The 22,435-nt window shown below is 39.3% G+C and carries 22 protein-coding genes; 4 read left to right on the forward strand and 18 right to left on the reverse strand.

The window, feature by feature from the left end; translation table 11 throughout:
* Window positions 1-31 precede the first annotated feature (31 nt).
* The 6 genes from ACO6HM_RS01375 to ACO6HM_RS01400 all read right to left on the reverse strand — a co-directional run bounded on the left by ACO6HM_RS01375 (window position 32) and on the right by ACO6HM_RS01400 (window position 4,443).
* Window positions 32-1,453, reverse strand: a complete 1,422-nt coding sequence (locus tag ACO6HM_RS01375) for a leucyl aminopeptidase (protein ID WP_485389411.1) — start codon at window positions 1,451-1,453, stop codon at window positions 32-34.
* Between the two features lie 223 nt (window positions 1,454-1,676).
* On the reverse strand, window positions 1,677-1,997 hold the full coding sequence (locus ACO6HM_RS01380; RefSeq protein ID WP_485389412.1) for a rhodanese-like domain-containing protein: 321 nt from the start codon (window positions 1,995-1,997) through the stop codon (window positions 1,677-1,679).
* Window positions 1,998-2,014: 17 nt separating this feature from the next.
* Window positions 2,015-2,905 (reverse strand): Fic family protein, encoded by an 891-nt coding sequence (locus ACO6HM_RS01385; protein ID WP_485389413.1) that lies wholly within the window; start codon window positions 2,903-2,905, stop codon window positions 2,015-2,017.
* Between the two features lie 82 nt (window positions 2,906-2,987).
* On the reverse strand, window positions 2,988-3,563 hold the full coding sequence (locus ACO6HM_RS01390) for a histidine phosphatase family protein (protein ID WP_485389414.1): 576 nt from the start codon (window positions 3,561-3,563) through the stop codon (window positions 2,988-2,990).
* 261 nt (window positions 3,564-3,824) lie between these two features.
* On the reverse strand, window positions 3,825-4,025 hold the full coding sequence (locus ACO6HM_RS01395; RefSeq protein ID WP_023353953.1) for a helix-turn-helix transcriptional regulator: 201 nt from the start codon (window positions 4,023-4,025) through the stop codon (window positions 3,825-3,827).
* 1 nt (window position 4,026) lies between these two features.
* Window positions 4,027-4,443, reverse strand: coding sequence for a hypothetical protein (locus ACO6HM_RS01400; RefSeq protein WP_485389415.1), 417 nt, complete (start codon window positions 4,441-4,443; stop codon window positions 4,027-4,029).
* Between the two features lie 462 nt (window positions 4,444-4,905).
* On the opposite strand from ACO6HM_RS01400, the gene ACO6HM_RS01405 reads away from it, so the two are divergent.
* Window positions 4,906-6,225 (forward strand): ATP-binding protein, encoded by a 1,320-nt coding sequence (locus ACO6HM_RS01405; RefSeq protein ID WP_485389416.1) that lies wholly within the window; start codon window positions 4,906-4,908, stop codon window positions 6,223-6,225.
* Window positions 6,226-6,332: 107 nt separating this feature from the next.
* Window positions 6,333-7,142 (forward strand): hypothetical protein, encoded by an 810-nt coding sequence (locus tag ACO6HM_RS01410; RefSeq protein ID WP_485378475.1) that lies wholly within the window; start codon window positions 6,333-6,335, stop codon window positions 7,140-7,142.
* A gap of 143 nt (window positions 7,143-7,285) precedes the next feature.
* Here the strand turns inward: ACO6HM_RS01410 and ACO6HM_RS01415 are convergent, their stop codons facing one another.
* The 3 genes from ACO6HM_RS01415 to ACO6HM_RS01425 are packed head-to-tail and all read right to left on the reverse strand — an operon-like array spanning window position 7,286 to window position 10,131.
* Window positions 7,286-8,692: an NAD(P)(+) transhydrogenase (Re/Si-specific) subunit beta gene (locus ACO6HM_RS01415; protein ID WP_485389417.1), complete on the reverse strand. Its 1,407-nt coding sequence runs from the start codon at window positions 8,690-8,692 to the stop codon at window positions 7,286-7,288.
* Window positions 8,693-8,715: 23 nt separating this feature from the next.
* On the reverse strand, window positions 8,716-8,991 hold the full coding sequence (locus tag ACO6HM_RS01420; protein ID WP_023353959.1) for an NAD(P) transhydrogenase subunit alpha part 2: 276 nt from the start codon (window positions 8,989-8,991) through the stop codon (window positions 8,716-8,718).
* A gap of 18 nt (window positions 8,992-9,009) precedes the next feature.
* Window positions 9,010-10,131 (reverse strand): NAD(P) transhydrogenase subunit alpha, encoded by a 1,122-nt coding sequence (locus ACO6HM_RS01425; RefSeq protein ID WP_485389418.1) that lies wholly within the window; start codon window positions 10,129-10,131, stop codon window positions 9,010-9,012.
* Between the two features lie 479 nt (window positions 10,132-10,610).
* Between ACO6HM_RS01425 and ACO6HM_RS01430 the strand changes: the two genes are divergently transcribed.
* On the forward strand, window positions 10,611-10,925 hold the full coding sequence (locus tag ACO6HM_RS01430) for a hypothetical protein (RefSeq protein WP_485389419.1): 315 nt from the start codon (window positions 10,611-10,613) through the stop codon (window positions 10,923-10,925).
* Between the two features lie 2 nt (window positions 10,926-10,927).
* Entirely contained in the window at window positions 10,928-11,500 is a 573-nt protein-coding gene (locus ACO6HM_RS01435) for a GNAT family N-acetyltransferase (RefSeq protein WP_485389420.1), read from the forward strand.
* A gap of 87 nt (window positions 11,501-11,587) precedes the next feature.
* Here ACO6HM_RS01435 and ACO6HM_RS01440 read toward each other — a convergent pair whose 3' ends face one another.
* The 9 genes from ACO6HM_RS01440 to ACO6HM_RS01480 all read right to left on the reverse strand — a co-directional run.
* A complete protein-coding gene (locus ACO6HM_RS01440; protein ID WP_208427935.1) occupies window positions 11,588-11,920 on the reverse strand; it encodes an Ig-like domain-containing domain in 333 nt (110 codons plus the stop codon).
* Window positions 11,904-12,728, reverse strand: coding sequence for a TatD family hydrolase (locus ACO6HM_RS01445; protein WP_485389421.1), 825 nt, complete (start codon window positions 12,726-12,728; stop codon window positions 11,904-11,906). The genes ACO6HM_RS01440 and ACO6HM_RS01445 overlap by 17 nt, the downstream gene beginning before the upstream one ends.
* Before the next feature lie 21 nt (window positions 12,729-12,749).
* Window positions 12,750-13,217 carry a rhodanese-like domain-containing protein gene (locus ACO6HM_RS01450; protein WP_485389422.1) on the reverse strand — a complete coding sequence of 156 codons (468 nt, stop codon included), beginning with the start codon at window positions 13,215-13,217 and terminating at the stop codon, window positions 12,750-12,752.
* Window positions 13,218-13,297: 80 nt separating this feature from the next.
* Window positions 13,298-14,173 (reverse strand): 16S rRNA (adenine(1518)-N(6)/adenine(1519)-N(6))-dimethyltransferase RsmA, encoded by an 876-nt coding sequence (rsmA, locus tag ACO6HM_RS01455; RefSeq protein WP_485389423.1) that lies wholly within the window; start codon window positions 14,171-14,173, stop codon window positions 13,298-13,300.
* A gap of 12 nt (window positions 14,174-14,185) precedes the next feature.
* Complete coding sequence (metG, locus tag ACO6HM_RS01460; protein ID WP_485389424.1) at window positions 14,186-16,246, reverse strand: methionine--tRNA ligase; 2,061 nt, start codon at window positions 16,244-16,246, stop codon at window positions 14,186-14,188.
* Window positions 16,247-16,315: 69 nt separating this feature from the next.
* Complete coding sequence (locus tag ACO6HM_RS01465; RefSeq protein WP_485389425.1) at window positions 16,316-17,536, reverse strand: hypothetical protein; 1,221 nt, start codon at window positions 17,534-17,536, stop codon at window positions 16,316-16,318.
* A gap of 137 nt (window positions 17,537-17,673) precedes the next feature.
* Window positions 17,674-18,156 (reverse strand): flagellar export chaperone FliS, encoded by a 483-nt coding sequence (locus ACO6HM_RS01470; protein ID WP_485389426.1) that lies wholly within the window; start codon window positions 18,154-18,156, stop codon window positions 17,674-17,676.
* Window positions 18,157-18,171: 15 nt separating this feature from the next.
* Window positions 18,172-19,686: a flagellin N-terminal helical domain-containing protein gene (locus ACO6HM_RS01475; RefSeq protein ID WP_485389427.1), complete on the reverse strand. Its 1,515-nt coding sequence runs from the start codon at window positions 19,684-19,686 to the stop codon at window positions 18,172-18,174.
* A 16-nt stretch (window positions 19,687-19,702) separates the two neighbouring features.
* Window positions 19,703-22,435: DUF6240 domain-containing protein (locus tag ACO6HM_RS01480; RefSeq protein ID WP_485389428.1), on the reverse strand; the 2,733-nt coding region annotated here is incomplete at its 5' end.

The following is a 22,435-nucleotide window of genomic DNA, read 5'->3' on the forward strand; positions in this document are numbered from 1 at the left end:
AATCTAAGTCTTAAGTACAAAGTGAATCCATTTACTCTGTAAGGGCATAGTAAAGACTCTTAACCATAACTCCTGTTGCACCTTCCTTAACATAACCATAAGCCTTTTCAACGCTTGCTGTGCCGGCTATATCAACATGAATCCAAGGAATTTCCTTTGCGAGGAATGATCCTACAAAGAGTCCTGCAGTCATCATTCCACCCATTCTTCCCCCGCTGTTTTTAAGGTCAGCAGTCTTAGAATCATTCATCTTCTTGTAATAGTCTGTGGCAGGCATCTTCCAAACCATTTCTCCGGCTCTCTCATTGCCTTTAACAAGCTTATTATAGAAGTCGTCATTGTTGGTTACAACGCCACTCACCTGCTCACCAAGAGCCATTACACAAGCTCCTGTTAAGGTCGCAAGGTCAATAAGCTTTGTTGCTCCAAGGTTGTTTGTTGCATAGTAAACTGCATCGGCAAGTGTAAGTCTGCCCTCGGCATCTGTATTTACTATTTCAATAGTCTTTCCACTCATCGAACCTATGATGTCGCCATTTCTGTAGCCATCACCTGATATCATATTTTCGCAGGCTGCCACTACAGCAAATACATTTACCTTAGCCTTAAGAGCTGCGAGTGCATTCATTGCACCTATTACAGTACCTGCACCACCCATATCAGTATGCATGTCCACCATTCCTGTTGCAGGCTTAATAGCATAACCACCGCTATCGTAGGTAAGTCCCTTGCCTACAAGAGCAATCCTCTCATCTGATTCAGGGTTGTTGTAGTATTCCATAACTATGAGTTTTGGCTCCTTAGCACTCGCTCTGGCAACAGTTAAGAAGGCTTCCATTCCTATCTCTTCTATTTCCTTTTTGCCGTAAACGGTAACTTTTACACCCTTTGCCTCAAGTCTCTCTTTAGTTATATCGGCTAAAGTTTCAGGATAGATAACATTTGCAGGCTGATTCACGAGGTCACGGGTTAAGAATATGGACTCAATCAGCTTCTTAGCCTCATCTATACCCTTCTCAGCCCTGTGCTCCTTACCCGGAATAGGATTGTAGTTTACTATGAGTTCAGGCGTTTCCTTTTTCTCTGATTTGAACTTGTCAAACTTGTAAGTAGCGTGAAGCAGGCCCTCTGCTATAGCTTCCGCAAGCTTGTAGTTGCAAAGGTTGTTTAACTTAGGTATGTTTAATTCTACCTCTGCTACCTTGTTCTTTAACAAGACTTCAGCGACCTTGAAAAAGGTCTTTCTAAGCATATCAAATTCGATGTTTTCTTCCTTGCCAAGACCAATGAGAAGATTGCACTCAAATTTCTCATTCATCGAGAAATAAACCTCTTCAGCCTTACCGGAAAATACTTCTTTTTCAGCTAATGCCTTTACAAATTCTGTATCCAGTCTGTCTTCAAACACAAGTTCCGCCTTTACGCCGCCTGTTTTTGCAATATTAAATTTCATATATCCTCCTAAAATTTGATTAAAAATCCGTAAACCTATTCTAACTCATAATCAAATAAAAAACAAACTATTCATAAAATTTTATTAAATAGATTAGGCTAAGTTTTAAGGTAAACTTCCATGCAGAGATATACATATCGCACAGAGAAATTTTCTATTATAATTAGGGTACATTAATCCTATTAAACAAAAACAGCCGGAAGCATTAAGCCCCCGACTTTACTTATCTTTCAAGCTGTCCCTTATAGTCCATTATCCCGCCTATATTTACCACCTTTTTAAATCCAAGTTTAGTAAGCCCTGCCGCCATACGCTTGCTTCTCGCACCACTGTGGCAATATACATAGATAGGCACGCTCTTATCCTCAAACATTGTCTCAGCTTCCATAAATCTGCTAAGTGGAAGATTGATACTTCCCCCAATGTGACCGTCAGCATACTCGCCCGCCTCTCTCGCATCAAGAAGTATTGCCTTTTCCTCTGCCTGATAGTCCTTAAGTCCCTCATTGATATCAGGACCGTTAAATAAATCAAATATTCCCATTTTTTCATCCTTTCACACTATTCCAATATTTTCAAATACATGTCGAGTCTGGAGTTCACATAACCCGCAAACAGTTTCTCCATTGCAGAAAGATTATTTTTTTCATGATACTCGTCAAAAGCCTTGTAATATTCCATCCTATCCGTAAATTTTATATCTATTGGCGGATATCCTGCCTTCATAAGCTCCAAATTAACCAAAAGCCTGCCTGTTCTTCCATTTCCATCTATAAAAGGGTGGATTCCTTCAAACTCTATATGAAAACGAGCCAGCTTAGTTATTATATGCTCCTTACCTTCCATAAACTTCTTCAGCAATTCTTCCATTTTCGGCTCAATCATATAAGGCTGTACAGGCTCATGCTTAGCCCCCATTATACGAACCGGCACTTTTCTATATACTCCTCTGTCATCCTTGTTACCTACAAGCACAAGAAAATGAATCTGCTTGATAATACGCTCACTCAGTGGCTCATTTTGCTTTACCAATTCACTTACAAACTCAAAGGCTTCCTTGTGTCCAACCGCTTCCATATGGTCTTTTAATGGTTTTCTATCTATTGTCAGACCTCTAAGTACCAAATCTGTTTCTCTTAAGGTAAGGGTATTCCCCTCTATAGCATTTGAGTTATAGGTATACTCTACGGTAAATTCTTCATTAAGTCTCTTTATTTCACCCTCTGTAAGCGGCCTTCTATTATCCAATTCTTTTTTCTTTTTATCTATAAGTGTAAGTAAGCTTTCGTTTGATTTGTATCTCCCATCGATAGGTTTAACTGTATCAACAGGAAATTTCCAGGTTTTTCCCTCTTTAATTGCTCCGGGTATTTTCCCTTCAGCACACAAAACTCTGATTCTTCTGTCCGAAATCCCCCACTTAGCTGATGCTTCTTTTACTGTCATAAACATAAAATTATTCCTCCCTTCTTGGTAATGATAGCAGTTTATCGGAATAATGTCAAGTTTATCGGAATAATGTCAAGTTTTTTTATTACTTCTTAAACTCTTTTAATACATAACAATGTTCCACTTTTCCCACCAGCTCATCACCTTCAAAATCAAGCTCTATAACATAAGGCATCCGGTCTATAATTCTTAAAAAATCATCACAGCCAAAGCTCTTATCATAAAAATTAAGTATCGTGCTAAGCGCGGTTCCATGTGTACCAACTACCACTTCCTTATCTATATTTTCTCTTAAAATCTCAGTCAAGGCTCTCATGTTTCGCTTCTGCACCATAGCAATAGATTCTCCGCCTTCTTCGTGATAATTATGGTCAGCCCAGCGTTTTCTAAACATTCCATGATTGTTACCGTTTTCTCCTTTTTCACGCTCTCTTAAATCTTCATCTGTTATTATGTCCTTACCAAAAAAATCGGCAGAATCAGCAATGGTATCCATACTTCTTTTATACGGACTGGAATAAAATGCGTCTATATGTTTATCTTTTAAAAACTCAAATACGATGGATGAGTCTCTTCTCCCCTCTCCCGTAAGTGGTCTTGTTCTGTCATCTTCCCAGGCATGTTCAGGCTGTGCATGGCGCACAAAATAAATTTTAGTCATGATATATCTCCTCGTAATCAACTAGTTTTTTCTTAATCCAGTTTACCACCAATCTGTTAACTTTTCCATATTTTACGAGTTTCATCCTGCAACTTTCGCAACTTTCAACCTGCAATTTTCGGAACTTTGCTCCTGACTTTTCAATTTTTTTCTACCATCTTGCAAAATAATCATATTTTAAAAATATGATCAAATCTCAAAATACAAAAAGCCCCAAGATAGTGATCACCTTCAAGTGCACTTCTTGGGGCTAATTAGTTGTTAGTCAATAAACTCAAATAATTCTTCAACTGTAACTCCAAAGACTTTTGCAATATCCATAGCCAACTTTAGCGAAGGATTGTATTTACCATTTTCAAGATGTACTATAGTTTCCCTCCTTGCACCAACAAGTTCAGCTAACTCAGCCTGCTTATAGTTAGCTTTTTCACGGTATTCTTTCAGTCTAGTTATAAGTGCCATATCATATCCCCTTCGTATCAAAAATAAAAAATATAATTGTTCGCAAAATTGAAGTAATCAAAATTGAAATTACTATAGCCCAGCCCATAGTTGAAGGCGAAATTACATTGATATGGCCTAATATTCCCCCTGCATAAGCTATAATAAGCATTACAACTATTAATAGTTTAAAACATATAGCATCACATCTTCTAATATTTATTTCTGCAAGTTCATCTATGCCTTCTTTAGTATACTTGCCAATTCTTATACTGTGCATGAACAGTATAAAAACAAGTAACCCTCCTGCCAAACATTGGATTACAGGATAGTAAGAATTCCAGTCTTCTCTTGACAACATCCAGTAGTAACCCACCGCTAAGATTGCAAAGATAATCTTAGTTGCAATAATTTCCTTTACCGATACTTTTTTAATCATGACAAATCCTCCTTTATTTTATGTGATATATTTATCACTTGTGTTATAAATATATCACTTTACGGCATCATTGTCAAGATGTAAGTTATAAATATTTCACTTTACGTTTATACCTATATAATCCCTATTCAGTCATATATTACATTTTTCGTTGTAAAAAATGTAATAGTTAACATTTTTTCGTTGTAATTTTTGTTTTAATATAATATACTGATACAAGTGTCAAAAGTATAAAAATTCGGTGCAAGCTTGCTTGCAAAAGAATTTATTATCTTTTGACACGTAAAAAATATGAGTAAGTAGCCGTTTTTTGCAAAAAAACGAGCGGATTACGAATATTTTTGCAAGGATTGCGAGAAGCGAAGCTGTAGCAATCCTGTATCAATGAGTGTCAAATGCTTTTGACATCCACATCATATAATTAGTTTTAAACTCTGTTTTGATCTTATATGGAGGTAGGATATGTACAGAAAATTAATAGAAGAACTTTATATATGGAAAGATAAAAAGAATCGTAAGCCCCTTATTATCGAGGGTGCAAGGCAGGTTGGAAAAACTTGGCTTATGAAAGAATTTGGTGATAAGGCTTATTCAGACTATATCTATATAAACTTTGACTCTAATTCTGTAATGGCAGATTTATTTTCCACTGATTTGAACATCGAACGAATTATAATGGGGATTGAGCTTTATGCAGGAAAAAAAGTCAATTCTGCTACTACTTTGCTTATATTTGATGAAATACAGGAGGTACCAAAAGCACTCGCCTCGTTAAAATACTTTTGTGAAAATGCCCCTGAATACCACATTATATGCGCAGGTTCTCTACTGGGTATTGCACTCCACAGCGGAACTTCATTCCCGGTTGGCAAGGTGGATTTTTTGAATCTTTATCCACTTACCTTCAAAGAATTTTTGATAGCCGTTAAAGGCGAACGTTTTGCTAAACTACTGGAAACCTCCGATTATACAATGATTACATCTTTTAAAGAAACTTATATTGATGCACTTAAACAATATTACTTTGTAGGCGGAATGCCGGAAGCTGTTCAAAATTTTATAGAAGAAAAAGATTTTAATGAAGTAAGAAATATCCAAAAAAGAATTCTGTCTGCTTATGAACAGGATTTTTCAAAACATGCACCAAATGATATGGTTCCTAAGATAAGAATGATTTGGAACAGCATCCCCTCACAGCTTGCGAAGGAAAACAAGAAATTTATCTATGGGCTTGTGCGTGAAGGCGGAAGAGCCAAAGACTTTGAGACTGCAATTATGTGGCTTAGTGATTGTGGGTTAATACACAAGATAAGCAGGGTAAACTCCGTCGGAATACCGCTAAAGGCCTATGAAGATTTAAAAGCTTTTAAGTTATTCCTTGTGGACATCGGCCTTCTTGGCTGTATAACAGGCCTGTCCAGCCAGACTATACTTTACAAAAATGAATTATTTACGGAGTTTAAGGGCGCAATTACGGAGCAATATGTCTGCCAACAATTAAAATCAGTTTCTGACTTAGGAATTTATTATTACACCAACAATAGGGGTTCCTGTGAGGTTGATTATATTATCGATACAGGAGAAGATGTTATTCCGATAGAGGTAAAAGCAGAAACAAATCTCAAGGCAAAAAGCCTTAAGACATATCGCGAAAAGTATAACCCTAAACTTTCCATCCGCATGTCAATGGCTGACTATAAAGCTGAAGATGGCCTTATCAATCTTCCTCTTTATATGGCAGAAGAAATTTTTCATATGAGCAAACTCCCCATATTATCTTAATTTTTTAATATAATTTTAAATTATATACCATATTTTTGACATAGTAAATGATAAAAATTTAACTATTATAATAATCAAAACATACCATTAGAACAAGGAGGAAAACTATGGAAGGTATCAAAAAAATTTGCCTGACAATCTTATCGTTTGTTGTAGTAATTACAGTATTTACAGCTTGTGGAAACAGTAAGGATAAAGAAAAAGCACAAGATTCGATGAGCAAAGATTTAATTAAAAGCAATGTATCATATGAAAAAGCAGGAAATGAGGATAATAACTTAAATTCTACGGTAGATGCTGATGTAGCAAGTACGGATAGTTCAAATGTTGAAAAATCATCTAAAAATAAAAGTGAAGTAAAAAAGATTCGAATGGTCATGGTGGATGACAGAACATATGTGGATATGGGATATGTTCTGAGTGCTTTAAAATGTGGTACAGCAGATGGAGAAATTCGTACAAGCAATGATGAGGCTCCTGAAAAAAATGATGAATCTAATTTTGGTACAGGATATAGATATCAGAAAGCAGATATTAAATATTTATATGTGAAGATAGATAATAAATGGCAGGTTTTTCAGGATATAGCAATAAGTTCTTGGGTAATACCTGAAGGCGTAGCACATTTTGAGGCGGAAATAATAGAAGGAGATAAAGAAAGAATATTAGTTAAAATTACAGATTTACCAAAGGAGTTTAGCTATATTTTTGGAAATAAAAAGACAGAGGAAATAAACCCTGTACAGATAAAGCTTAAAGAGGCAGGTATATTAAGCGGTATCAAACCGGTAAAAAATAGTGAATTACAGGGTAAAAAAATAAAGGTATGGTTTAACGGCGAGATAATTGGGGATAAGCCTGAAATGTCAAATCCCATAGAGCTGAGAGAAGTATATGAAGTATCGACTTTAGAATAAAGATAAAGCGATACTGTTTCTCTTACTATTTTCTCCTTAACCAACACTGCCTATCGGAGAATAAAAAACAAGAAATTGTCTATTGCATAAAAATCCCCAAGACCACTGTAATACCTAACAAAAGTCTTGGGGGATTTCATTTCTTAATCATCAAACTCACTTACAATAGCAGATACTGTCTGCTTTGCATCACCGTAAATCATAACTGTATTTTCGTTTGTAAAGAGTGGGTTCTCTATACCTGAGAAGCCTGTTCCCTTACCACGCTTAAGCACGAAGACTGTTCTAGCCTGATGTGCGTTGATGATAGGCATACCATAGATTGGGCTTCCCGGATCGTCAAGGGCTGCAGGGTTAACTACATCATTGGCACCTATAACTATGGCAACATCCGTCATAGGCATCTGTGGATTCATTTCATCCGCTGTCTTAAGCTTCTCATAAGGGATGTCAGCCTCTGCAAGAAGAACATTCATATGACCCGGCATTCTTCCTGCAACAGGGTGGATGGCAAAGTTTACTTCCGCACCGTTATTCTCAAGCTTTTCTGTAAGTTCCTTAACTGCATGCTGAGCCTGTGCAACCGCCATACCGTAACCAGGGATAAATACTACATTCTTAGCTGCTTCAAGTATCATATAAGCATCTTCTGTAGAAATAGCCTTTGCTTCTCTACCGTCTCCACTTGCACCTTTACTTGCTCCTCCGCCAAAGCTGCCAAAGAGAAGGCTGTAGAAACTTCTATTCATTGCCTTACACATGATAAGAGTAAGGATGAGTCCTGATGTACCTACAAGACAACCGGATACTACAAGCACTGTATTGTTGATTGCAAAGCCGGCAAATGCTGCTGCAAGTCCTGAAAGGGCATTAAGGAAAGAGATAATAACCGGCATATCTCCACCACCAATGCACACTACAAGTGTAATACCTGCGATAAGGTAAGCGGCAGTCACTAAAACTATACCATAGAAGCCAAGTTCCACACCACAGAAAGCATACATAATTATGCCTGCTATACCAGCAATAACCAATACTCCGTTTAATAAATTCTTACCCGGAATAACTACCTGTTTCTTAAATAACTTGCCTGAAAGCTTGCCCCAGGCAACAACTGAACCTGTAAATGCAACCGCACCGATTGCTATTGTAAGTCCAAGGGTAATGTCAGTAAATGCATCAGTCTTAGTGGCATCTGTAGACATATACTGAGCTATAGCTACAAGAAGAGATGAAAGACCACCAAAGCCGTTAAAAAGAGCTACAAGCTCAGGCATGCCTGTCATTTCAACCTTCTTTGACCAAACCGCTCCAATCACTCCACCTACAAGTATCGCTAATATTATATAAAAATATCCGTTCTGAAGAATATTATTATTCCAAGAACCAAGTACATCTTTTTCACACATTACGGTTATTGTTGCTATAAGCATACCAACCGCTGATAAAAAGTTTCCTTTTCTTGCTGTTTCTGCCTTACCGAGAAGCTTGATACCTCTGATAAAGAAGATGCAGGCTATCATATATGAAACCATTATTATGCTGTTCATTTAATCCTCCTTATTCTGCCTCATTATTTCTTTTTCTTAAACATACCAAGCATTCTGTCTGTTACCATGTAACCGCCGATAACATTGATAGTCGCAAAAACTATAGCTAAGAATCCAAGTGCAGTACCTACAGGACCTTCTATATTGAGGGCTGTAACTGTAATAGCACCAACTATTGTAATACCTGAAATTGCGTTAGTTCCTGACATAAGTGGTGTATGAAGCTGTGAAGGCACCTTAGCTATGAGCTCAACACCGAGGAAACCTGCAATTACAAATACGAATATAAGCATTATCATAATCTGTATTTCCTTTCTTTATACAAATCTCTCGTGAATTATTTTTCCATTCTGAGTAAGGAGACAGCCCTTCATTATCTCATCTTCAAGATTAACTACAAGCTCATTCTTTTCCTTATCGTGGAAATGAGTTAAAAATGCGCTGATATTACCTGAAAGCATAAGGGAAGCATCAAAAGCCACCTGTCTCTCAAGGTAATCGCCCGACATAATGGTAACTCCGTTTTCAGTAACCACATTTTCAAAAAGCTTAGAGCCTTCCACATTGCCTCCTGTTGAAACCGCCATGTCTACTACGATGGAACCGGGCTGCATACGGTCAAGCACATCCTTCTTTATAAGTACAGGAGCCTTTCTGCCAAAAACCTTAGCTGTAGTAATAACTACATTCGCCTTCTCGCACACCTTTGCCTGTGCTTCCTGCTGCTTTGCTATCTGCTCAGGTGTAAGCTCCTTTGCATATCCCTGCTCAGTCTGTCCCATTTCACCGAGGTCAATCTTTACAAAGTTAGCACCAAGACTCCTTACCTGCTCCTCAACCACAGGCCTTGTATCAAAGGCATCTACCCTTGCACCAAGACGCTTAGCCGTAGCTATGGCCTGAAGTCCTGCAACTCCAACACCTATGATAAATACCTTGGCAGGAGAAATAGTTCCCGCAGGTGTCATCATCATAGGGAAGATCTTAGGAAGCCTTGCTGCGGCATTAAGTACCGCCACATAGCCTGCAAGAGAAGCCTGAGAGGACTGTACATCCATCTTCTGTGCAAGTGTGGTTCTTGGTATCATTTCAAGCGAAACCGCCTGTATACCCTCACTTGCAAATTTATTTAAGAGCTCCTTTTCATTAAACGGATCTAAGTAGCTAAGATGCAGGGTATCCTTCTTTAAGCCCTCCGTACTTTCAGGTTTTAAGATACGCACAACAATCTCGCTGTCAGCATATCCTGCCTCATTGCTTGATACAATCTCTGCTCCCGCTTCCTTGTACGCTTCGTCTGAAAAACCTGATTTAATTCCTGCTCCGCTTACAACCTTGAATGAAAATCCCATCCCTATGAGCTTTTTAATATCAGCAGGTACCATAGCTACTCTGGTTTCCAGAGCATCAGATTCTTTACAAATCAATACCTTCTTCATGTATATTGTCCTTTCTTAAAAGTTTTAGTTTTCCTGTTGTCAGTATACAGTAATACATTGTGCATTTCAACCAAAATTCTTTATTTTTATGTTAAGAAAAAAATTATATGTCACTTTTTTATGTTAAACCGCTAGCATATTGCATGTAGTTAACAGATTATTTGTAGATATTTCACATATAGTCTTGTCATTTTTTTAAACCTACTATTATTATTGATAAAATCGGGATTGGCACACTCTAACTTTTTTCATATTAAGACTTTTCTACTGCAAAATTTTATATCTGTTAGAGCTCAAAGCTCATAAGTCGGGGATTTATGCTAGATTGTGAAGAATTTGGCAATATATTTAATCTTTTATTTTATAGTCTTTTGTTGTATAATTAAGCCAATGATATGCGAGCGAGCAGCCATTTTAGGAAATGTGGAGATTGCGGACAATTTCCTAGAAATAATATAAACCATCAGGGGGATAAACACATGTTTATAAAGTTTAACTGTTTTGCAGAAGGAAATACTGAATCAACCGAAATCTGTCTCTTTCAGGGAATAAGATTTAACAAGATAGGCTTTGCTGTTCTCTCAACAGAGCATATAAGGCATGATTATCTCTTGCCTATGGATAGGTCTACCTACGATAACTTCCTTAAAATGCTTGAAAAATCAATAGCGGCGTCTACCAACATTGTTGAAGTTACAGGGGGAAGTGTATACAGAGTTGTTAAGGGAAGTTTCTTGAATGTAAAAGAGGCAAAGACAGCTAATTTCGGCATCAAGATATTGGATGAAAAATAATTATGAGATTTGAACTCGAAAGCAGTAATCTCATTCTAAGAGCACTTAGCGAAGATTATGCTCCTAATGTATGTGATTTTTATAAGAGGAATTACGATTATCTATCCAAATGGGAGCCAAATCTAAACGATAAATTCCTTTCCTTAGAGGCAATGGAAATGTTTATGAAGGCTGATATGAAGAATATGCTCCTTGGAAGCAGTGTAAGATACTGGTTTTCTTTTAAGAACTCGCCTGATAGAATAATTGGCGGCGTTAATTTTCAGGATATAAAAAGAGGTGCTTTCAAATCCTGCCAAATAGGCTATAAGATAGATGAGAATTATTCAGGGCTCGGGCTTACCAAAGAAGCTGCACACTGCGCTATCTCCGCTATGTTCACAGATGAAAAGCTGCACAGGGTAGAGGCTCTTATTGCAGTAGACAATCTTCCCTCAGTAAGACTTTCTGAAAGTCTTGGCTTTACAAGGGAAGGAGTCAGCAGGGAATTTGCCCTGATAAACGGAGACTGGAAGGACTGTTTTCAGTATTCCTTATTAGAGGGAGAATTAAAGGGACTGTCACAGCAGATGTAAAGCTTAAGATAAGTAGTTTTCATAACCAAACACTTATCGAAGCAGTTTTTCTGTTATGGCAGTCCTTTTCGTAATTTTTCATTTTAGCTAAAGCTTAAACTGTACTTCTATCTCTTCTTTTAACTTCTTCTGACCTCTTGATGCAACTTTTTTTGTAATATGAAGTGAATACACCTCATCCTTTGCATAAGGCTCAAGAGGCTCTATCTGAACTTCATTTTTGGATGAATCATAGCTTATATTTACCTTGAGCATACCTGAAGCAGAGGTCACATACATATTGTTGCTGTTTACTGTCCTTGGGTCAAGAGGTGTATTGAACCTCACCCTCCACACAAAGTTACCTGTCTTAAACTTAAGTGACTGTCTCACCGCCTGGTCAAGCCCTGATGTAGACTCAATATCAAGATAATTTGCCATAAACCCTATCCTCCAATTCATAAAGTTTGACCGCATTCTTAAATGTTGCTTCTACGACTTCATCCATTGAAACTCCCAATATATCAGCTATTTCAGCTACTACATATTTTATGTTTCCTGAATTATTCCGTTCTCCTCTAAAAGGTACGGGAGAGAGGTAAGGAGAGTCCGTTTCAAGCACTATGCCTGCCAAACCGATTTTTTTAACTGTTTCCTTAGTTTTCTTGGCATTCTTAAATGTAACTACACCACCTATTCCTATGTAAAACCCAAGCTTTACAAACCTCTCGGCCATCTCTGCCGAATAAGAATAACAGTGGATAACTCCTTTATTATAACCGAAATCCTTTAGCAGATTGTAAGTGTCCTCAGCCGCATCCCTGCTATGAATCACAACAGGCTTATTTAACTCTTTTGCAAGTTCAAGCTGCCTCATAAACCAGTGCTTCTGCCTCTTTCTTACTTCTTCGTTTTTCTGCCCTGCTTCTCTTTCAAAGTAGTCAAGACCGATTTCACCTATTGCTACCACCTTTTTACTTGCTGCAAGCCCCCTAAGCCTCTTAAGAACCTCATCGTCAGAGAGGTCTTTTAGGCTGTCTACATCATCAGGATGTACTCCAACTGCTGCAAAAACTCTCTCAAATTCCTCAGCCAGCCTAACTGAGTTTTCACTGGTCGCAAAATCAGCTCCAATATTGGTTATGTATGAAATGTCAGACGAGAGCAGGCTTTCTATCAGCTCTTTTCTATCCTCATCATACCAGTCATCATCATAGTGAGCGTGAGTTTCAAATATTTTATATTCCAATTCGGTCTCCAATTTCTATTATCAGTTGTAGTTTTTACATGGGCACTCGCCCAAAGCAGGCTTAAATCCGCTGCCCATAGCATTTACATAGTCTTCATAGCCAAATTTGACATAGTTTAAGTTGGTATAACCTTTATCTCTAAGAAGATTAAATGCCTGACCGGATCTGTTGCCATGATAACACATAAGAAATACCCTACTATCTTTATCGGCTCTTTTAGTCAAATAATCAAGCATTTTTAAACCATTATCTGTAAAGGGCATATTTATGGCATTTTCAATATGGCCTGCCTCATAATCTGCCTCATCTCTGAGGTCAATTAATATGGCTTTCTCATCTTTAATCCCTGTATTAAGCTCATCTGCACCAAGTACAATATTGTAAAAAGGCTTAGCCTCAGATATCAGCTTCATAATAAAAATTAAAGACGACATTAGTAGAACGACAAGTATAACTATGATAATAACAGGCTTTTTGGTCTTGCTCATTAGAATCTCTCTTTCAATCCTTTTTTTAACTCTTTCCTGTTTTGTATGCTTTACCACTGGTGTCATCATACTCTACTCAATCAGGAAAGGATGTCGCTTAGGCAAGCAAATTCCTTAAGTGTAAGAGTCTCACCTCTGATTAAAGGATTTTGCTTCATACCTAAAGTTTCCTGCATCTTTAGTATAGCCTCTGTAATCTCATCCTTTGTAAAATCAAGCTCAGCAGAGTTGGTAAGCCCATTTTGCAGTGTTTTCCTTCTCTGTGCAAAGGAGGCTTTAATTAACTTAAACATCAGCTCCTCATCCTTCACCTCTACAGGCGGTTTTTCGTGGCATTTAAGATTGACTACCGCACTACCTACATTTGGGCGGGGCATGAAGCAGTTTGGCGGTACGAAGGCTGCTATATAAGGCACGGAATAGTACTGAACCGCAAGCGAAAGTGCACCATAATCCTTATTCCCGGGTACTGCCTGCATCCTTCTTGCCACCTCTTCCTGCATCATAAGAGTCATATCCGTAACAGGAACCCTTTTCTCAAGCAAGGTCATAATTATCGGAGTTGTTATGTAGTAAGGAAGATTTGATACCACCTTGATAGGCTTGCCACCGTTTTTCTCCTCCACAAGGGCTGCTATATCCACCTTTAAGATATCCTCATTTATCACCTCTACATTGTCATAAGCTGAGAGAGTATCTTTTAGAATTTTAATTAGCTTCCTGTCTATCTCTACAGCTATTACCTGCCTTGCGGCCTCGCAGAGATACTGGGTTACAGTACCTATGCCGGGACCAATCTCAAGCACCAGGTCATCCTTTCCTATGTCTGCCGCATCTACTATTTTTTCAAGTACATGGGTGTCTATAAGAAAGTTCTGACCGAATTTTTTCTGAAAGGTAAAATCATACTTTTTAAGTATGGCTATTGTATTTTGTGGCTGTCCCAAATCTGCCATTCAATCTCCTCTTTAGCGAATCTCTGCTCCACTTGGCATAGTATTTTCAGGTGTCATAAGTGAAAGATTGCCCTCTGCATCCTCCGCACAAAGAAGCATTCCCTGTGACAGTACTCCTGCAAGTTTAGCCGGTTTAAGATTAGTAAGCACCATCACTTTCTTGCCAACCATGTCCTTAGCCTCATAGTTCTTTCTAATTCCTGAAACTATCTGTAAGGTCTTACTTCCTACCTTCACCTGTGAACAAAGTAGTTTCTTTGACTTTGGCACTTCTTCACACTTTATAATCTCTCCTACCTGGAACTGGCACTTCATAAAGTCATCAAACTCTATCTCAGGCTTAGCTTCTAGTTCGATAGTCTCAGCGCTTTCAGCCTTAGCCTCCCTGCCATAGAGCTTATCAAGAGACTCCTTTGCCTCAGCCTCATTTATCTTTCCTGCCTTAAGCAGGTTGTTAATCGCGGTCTCACTGCTCTTTACAAACTCTTCCCTCTGAGCCTTCACAATCTTTTCTGTCTCAGCAAGAACCTCTTTTACATCCTTTCTTGCAAAGAGCATCTCAGGGTTTGCTTCTACCTTTGTTCCATTTTTAATCAGCCCAAACTTATCAAGCTCACTAAACTCACGAAGCTCTGAGTTAAATGCCTTTGCTATCTTCTCTGAAGTCTCAGGCATAAATGAATATAAAAGTGAAGCACCTATCATTATGCTCTCTGAAAGGTTGTAAAGTACCTCTTTAAGACGAGGCAGCTTATCCTCCTCTTTAGCGAGTATCCAAGGCTCAGTCTCATCTATATACTTATTGCAGCGCTTAAATAAGGTAAATATCTCAGAAATTGCATCAGCAGCACGAAGCTCCTTCATCTTGTCAACTACCTTGTGCATGCAGTTTACGGCAATTTCCTTAAGCTCAGCATCAACAGGTTCTTCTACTCCTGTAGACTCAAGCTCTCCATTAAAATACTTATTGCTCATTGCTATTGTTCTGCTTACAAGATTGCCAAGAGTATTTGCAAGGTCAGAGTTGTAGCGCTCAGCCATGAGCTCCCAAGTGATTACTCCGTCATTTTCATAAGGCATTTCGTGAAGTACAAAGTAGCGTACGGCATCTACTCCAAAGAGGTCAGCCATGTCATCAGCATAGATAACATTTCCCTTAGACTTACTCATCTTCTCCCCACCCTGTAAAAGCCAAGGATGTCCGAATACCTGCTTAGGGAGAGGCTCATCAAGTGCCATAAGGAAGATAGGCCAGTATATGGTATGGAAACGGATAATGTCCTTACCTATAAGATGTAAGTCCGCAGGCCAGTATTTCTTATAAAGGTCTCCATGGTTTCCATCTGCATCATATCCAAGACCTGTGGTATAGTTTGAAAGGGCATCAAGCCATACATAGACTACATGCTTAGGGTCAAAATCCACAGGTATACCCCAGGTAAATGAGGTTCTTGATACGCAAAGGTCCTGAAGACCCGGTATAAGGAAGTTATTCATCATCTCATTTTTCCTTGAGACAGGCCTGATAAAGTCAGGATTGTTGTTTATATGTTCAATAAGCCTGTCAGCATACTTGCTCATCTTAAAGAAGTAGGCCTCCTCCTCTGCAGGATGCACCTCTCCGTGGCACTCAGGGCATTTCCCGTCTACAAGCTGTGCATTGGTATAAAAGGCTTCACACTCAGTACAGTACATTCCTTTATATGAACCCTTGTAGATATCACCTTTATCATAAAGCTTCTTAAAGATTTTCTGTACCTGTCTCTCGTGGTCAGGATCTGTAGTACGGATGAAGCGGTCGTAAGAGGTGTTGCAAAGGTCCCAAAGGCGCTTAACCTCTGCTGCCACGCTGTCTACAAATTCCTTAGGTGTCTGTCCTGCTTCTATTGCCCTTGTCTCTATCTTCTGGCCATGCTCATCTGTTCCTGTCTGAAACCTTACATCATAGCCCTCTTTACGCTTGAATCTGGCTATTGCATCTGCAAGAATAATCTCGTAGGTATTGCCAATATGTGGCTTTCCTGAAGTATAAGCTATCGCTGTTGTAATATAATATGGTTTTTTCTCTGACATTTTTTTCTCCTGTCTTTTTATAGGTTTGCCTTTTAAGTCTACTTTCCTAACTGCATTTTGTCAACTGTATCAATTTTTCCTTTTTTTGGCTATCCAGCCGCTAAAAGTAATGATATAAGCAAGGAATATAACTCCAAATGTACCTCCTACCAAAGCCGTAGCCTTCATACTCCTTTTATGCTCGGTTTCCCTGGTTATTACCGCTCTGACATTACTTTTATTGCCAGCCGCATCAATAGCCTGAAGCTTGATATCATTTTCACCGATGGCAAGTCTCTGGGTAAAGCTAAAACTTCCCTTCTTTACATCTTTTCTCTGTCCATTCATAATGAGTGTGACATCTTCGGAACACTCACCCGTAACCTCTATCCTGCTGTCAGAGGTTACCGCACCGTCTATGACCTTATCCAGTACCACCTTTGGTTTAACGGTGTCGATTACCATTTCTTTGGTATAGTTCTTTATGTTGCCATTCTCATCGGTTACGCTTACAACTATCTCCATATCTCCGTCAGATACAGGTACGGTATAAGTTCCGCTCGCCTCAGAATCACTTGCCTCTACTGAATCATTTACGCTTATGTCTACCTTACAGTTACCTGTAAATAATACATCTATCGGTATTTCATCTTCATTTGATATCTCTTGTACCGGGAATCTAACCATGGCATTTGGCTTGTTTCTATCAGGCATGTCATAAAGCTTGAAGTCTCCGTTATTGCCGTTAATATTGGTATTTGCCACATAGTAAGACACATGTTCTATACCTTCAGGTATCTCAGCAACGAAGAAATTTTCTTTGGTGTAATTCCGTGAAATCTCTTCCATAGTATCACTATTGTAAAAGCCAACCAGATAGTTTTTATCGGCTTCTCCATCCCAGCTTATCTCAGCCTTATCATCCACATACCTGCCTGAAACTCCCTCTACCAATGGCTGTTTGCCACTATCTCTCATAAATTCTATACCTGCTAAATACCTGTCTCCTGATACATATACCGGGATTTCAAGTATTTTCTCTGCAGTTTTCTTTCCATTTTCAGAAACTAATTTAAAATAATAATATCCCGAGCTTTGCACTCTCACATTTATCTTCTCTTCACCACTTGCTGAGGTGCTTTTAAGTCTTCTTTTTGCCCAGTCTCTACCTGATTTTGCCGTTGAATAATATACAGTGTGAGAAATCTTGGCTTTCTTTTCTACTCCTGTAGTGGAAAAACTCACAGTTACTATGGCACCACTTGTCACACCTTCCTGTTCACTATCCTGCTCCACAAAAAAAGAGTTCACTTTAAAAGCCTTCCCCGTCTTCTGGGAAGCCTCCAAGCGAACTCCTTTATAAGGTAAAAGTGTAAATGTAAAACACAAAGCAAAGAAAATAAATAATATAATCTTTCTTTTATTCATAGTTTTTATCAAACCACAAATCAGGCGCGAAAACCTCTGCTCTCCATCGCAGGTGCCACCAGAGTTTCATCTAAGTCTAGCCCTCTTCCATAGGTGATGCCTGCATATACTCTCTGGGTATTCTCCATAACCGGCTTAGACTCATCTGTCTTTGCCACTTCTCTGAAGCTGTCACCAAGTTTTCTTAGGACCTTTTCTGCGGCTTCTATCTCCTTCTTCTTTCCACTCACCAGTGCAAAGTTAAGGCATCTGCTCACATAAATATAAAGGCTTGCAAGATTCTTACTGACCTCATAATTCATGTCAAGGCTTACAAGCAATTCCTTCACAAAGGCAATTGCCTGTTTAATCTCATTTCTATATGTTTCCCTGTCACCTTCTGCAAGTGCCTTTTTTGCCAAAGCGAGATTTTCTTCTATTATATCATATATTATGACAATAATCTCGCTTTTATTTGCAGAAGTTATTCTTCTTGTAAATATTTTTACAGACTCAGCTTTCAACTAAGCTACCTCCAATTAACTCTGTAACAATGTAAGTATGGTATTAGGGCGCTCATTAGCCTGAGCAAGTACGCTGGTTCCCGCCTGTGAGAGCACCTTCTGCTGTGTAAATTCAGTCATTTCCTCAGCCATGTCGGTATCCACTATTCTTGAGAACGCACTCGTCATATCCTCTGTGGTTTCGTCAAGACTTAGTATGGTATGTTCAAGTCTGTTCTGGTATGCACCTAGCTTTGCACGCTCAGCTGATACCATTGTGATAGCCTTATCCACCATCTCTATAGCCTTTTCAGCCTCTAAGCTTGATCTTAAATTGATTTTGCTAAGTCCCAAAGTCTCTGTATCTATTCTGTCTATGCTTACATCAAAGCTCTCGCCCGTGTTAGCGCCCACCTGGAGAGTCATATAGCCTGCATCAAATACTGTAAGCTCAACCTCTCCACCCTTGTCATTCTCTGTGGTGTAGTCGTTTACCTTGAGTTCAAGCTCAAAGCCGTCTCTGTCCTTGATTACAACCTTGTCTCCATCCACATTTACAGTAGCTGTTTTCTCAAAGCCTTCATCAAGTGTAACCTTAGCATCCTTGCCCCTTGGAGCAGGCTCAAGCTTCCTTGGAAGTCCAAGTGCGGCAGATAGCTTATCAGCATTATCCTCTGCAGATACCGTATTGCCGTCTTCATCCTTTGTGGCAGTTCCTTCTATCCTGATATCTATCTTAGCCTTGCTTCCATACTCTTTTGTTACAAAAAGCAATTCTATCCCTTCATCAAGAGCTTCTGCGGTGTAGCCTCCATATACCTCTTCACCGTTTGCATCAGGGCCTCCACCATTTCCTGCAAGACTTATGCCTGCTCTTTCCGCTCCTGTTCTTAGCTTATTTAATACTGTTTCTGCTGAATCGCCCGGTTTGATGTCTACTACTTCGCCGTTAATAATAACTCTTCCCTGTACCTTAGAGTTCTCGCCAAAGTCCGCACCGTTTACTGAACCGCCTGTATATACAGCTTTTTTAGGATCTTCCTCAACTGTCAGCTTATATTTCCCATCAGGTACTATTTCAGTAGAACGAATTACCTCAACTCCTGTGTTTTTTGTAACTGAGCGTCTTCCAACCTCTCCGTTAAGCAGGGTATTCTGGTTAAAATCTGTATCTGTGGATATCCTGTTTACCTCAGCAAGTAACTGATCCACTTCCTTCTGGATGGCATCTCTGTCATCACCTGAAAAAGTATCGTTGGCTGCCTGTACGGCAAGCTCTTTAACACGAACGAGTATGGCACTTACTTCATTAAGTGCTCCCTCAGCTGTCTGAATAACCGAGATACCATCTGCCGCATTCTGTGAAGCCCTCTCAAGCGAATGAATCTGGGTACGCATTCTCTTTGAAATGGAGAAGCCTGCAGCATCATCCGCTGCGCGGTTTATCTTATTGCCGGATGAAAGCCTCTGGGTGCTATTATCAAGTCTTCTGTCAACTCTGCTAAGATTGGTATTTGCTCTAAGTGCTGAAATATTATTGTTTATTCTCATTTTAAAACCTCATTCTCTAGCCTCTGATACCAAGAACCTTAAGTAAATGTGTTGCTACCACCTTTGCAGTCCTGTAAATATCAGCTGTTTTAACATTATCACTATATATATCGTCAGAATTTGTAATTTGTGAAGAGGATGCTCCAAGATGATAAGAAATTTCACCAATTTCCATATCAAGGTCTGCAAGTGCGCTCTTAAGCCCGTCTTCATTGGCCTTTAGGTTGTCAAGACTCTCTCTTGATTCAGTCTTAAAATAACCCATTATCCTTTCACTTACTATTCTAAACTCAGAAGCCACTGTCTCATTCTCAGTGGTTAAGATAATTCCTACCTTGCCCTTGTCCACCTCGGACCTACCCTTTCTTACAGTAAGGGAGAGATCCGCAAGTTTGTCCTCATCATAAATGAAAGGAATGTCATAGGTCTTGGTCTCTTCTCTTTTTACAGATAGAGTAATGGTCTTCTTAACCGCCATCAGTCCTTTAAGGCTGTCGTACCTCATTTCAGACGATTCCATCATCTTGGTGACTTTTTTGCTGAGCGCATCAGTAATCTTCTTTTCATTTTCTGCGGCAAAACGGTCTCCGTCAAACTCGTCTATGAACTTCTCGGCAAGGTCATTTACCTCCCTCTTCTCGCCTCGGGTCATTTCACGAACCACACCAAGGAGGCTCTTTCTTCCCTTTGCTATATCTGACTGGGCAAGCACATTTGAAAATGTAAGCTCAGCCTCCTCGTCTATCAGTTTTTCTACATCAGTAGACTGTATTTCTCTGGCTATTTCTGCTTCCTTCTCTTTGTAATACTCTTCACTTACTTCGCTAAGGCTCTCCTTAAGCTCTCCTGCAAGAAGCTTTGCATAAGCTCTGTCTATCTGATTGTCTATCTTGTCAGCTCCGCCAAGTACGTTGGTAAGCTCACCGAAATTATCATCTATCTTCTCATTAAAGCCTCCAAGCTTCCTTGTTCTTACGGCTGATAACATATTTCTAAGTGTAAGGCTCTGATTGGTTAGACTCACACTTCCTACCGCAGCATCATCACCCTTTTCAATCTGGTTAAGGAGGCGGTATATGCCTATGTAAGCCTCCCTTTCAGTCTCGCTTACTTCCCCGCTTCTTTCGAGATTATATAAGTATCTGCTGTATTTTTCATCACTTGGAATTACCTTCTCATTTATCTCCTTTGCAGCCTTAAGAAGCTCTTCCATATCCATATCAAGTGGATTTGTACCTGATTTTATGAGGCTTGCAACAGTTGCAGGCTTTAATTCCTTAAGCGCAGTTTCTGTGAGAACAGAAGCAGACTTCATCTTAGTTACAGACTCAACAGTCACCTCTGCCTTATTATAAGCAAGAAGCCTTACAGCCTTTCTGTTGGCATCTGAAAGCTCCAAGCCGTTATCCTTTAAGACCTCATCTATATTACCAAATGCCTTTCGTATATTGTCTCCAAGGTCTGACCTAATTTCGGTTGCACCCTTCTCATAAGCGATACCAGCCTCGTGATATGAAGCAAGTGTAATCCTTGTCTCCTGCCTGAAGGTCTCAGATACAGCACCTATCTTATAATCTGAGCTGTACTCCCTTGTAATTGCATAAGAGCGGATAGATACCACGCTTCTTAAAAGCTCTATCTGATTTGTGCTGTTTTCTAACTTTCCTGCTCTTTCAGTAGTATTACCGAGAGGCTTAGCGCCGTCAAGTAAGCCCTTAAAATAGCTTTCCTCTTCTTTTCTAAGATTGTCAACAAGTCCCTTGAGGTCGGTCACATCTATTTTAATGCCTTTATTAAGCATATTTACTGCTGACTCCTCAGTAAGTTTTAGCCTTATCTCTTCAAGACTTCTTCTCTTTGTAACCTCAGTAATTGTTATCTCTGTGGTACGTCTGAAATAATTAACCACATAGCCTGCCTGTCTGTTGTTAGCATTGCCAACTATAACATCAGGTGTCGCCTTTCCCTCTGAGAGCCCATTTGCAATCTTGGAGGCAAGATTAAAAAAGCCCTTCTCACTTCTGGCTTCTTTTTTAAGCTCACTAAGACTTAGGTACTTAGCCACGCTCGCAGGAGTGATTTCCATTCCCTTGGTAAAGAGCCACTTTGCTGCCTCAAGGCTTTCACTATCTGCAGTTACTCCCTTACTCTCAAGTAAGTTCACTGCCTGATCAGACACCTTTTCCCAAGTTTCTTCTGCCTCTGCATTTACACGTACTTCGCTATAGGACTCCATATGCTCCATCCTGTAAATGTTTGAAATAGTTTCAGGCAAGTCAGCCTCCACCATACGGCTTATGGTAGGCTCATTTATATTGGAAACCACCTCTTTGGCAAAATTCACCGCAGAAGAGAGCTTATCCATATTCTCCCTTGTCACTGCCATTCCTGAGTTTACAAGCTGCTTTGCTAAGGTAGAATCGCCAATTGCCGAATAAGACATTTCCTTTATATCGTCCGCAGCCTCACTAAGCTTTTCTGCCTGCTTAGCAAGATTTTCCCTACGGATTTCCCTATTTTGAACTATATTTTCAATGCTCTTCTTTACCAAATCCGCATCTGAGTCCTTAGCTGATATTCCCTCGTCCTCAAGCTCCTTAATCACATCAGGAGAAAGGCTTTTAGCATTGTATTCAAGAGTTTCTACAGCTTTTTCAGCCTTTTCCTTAAACTTATTAAGCTCTCTGTCTTCTTCTTTTAGCTTATTGACTGTATCACCATATGTTAGAGTCTTTGTTCTTATGTTCTT

The organism is Catonella sp., from assembly GCF_057250765.1.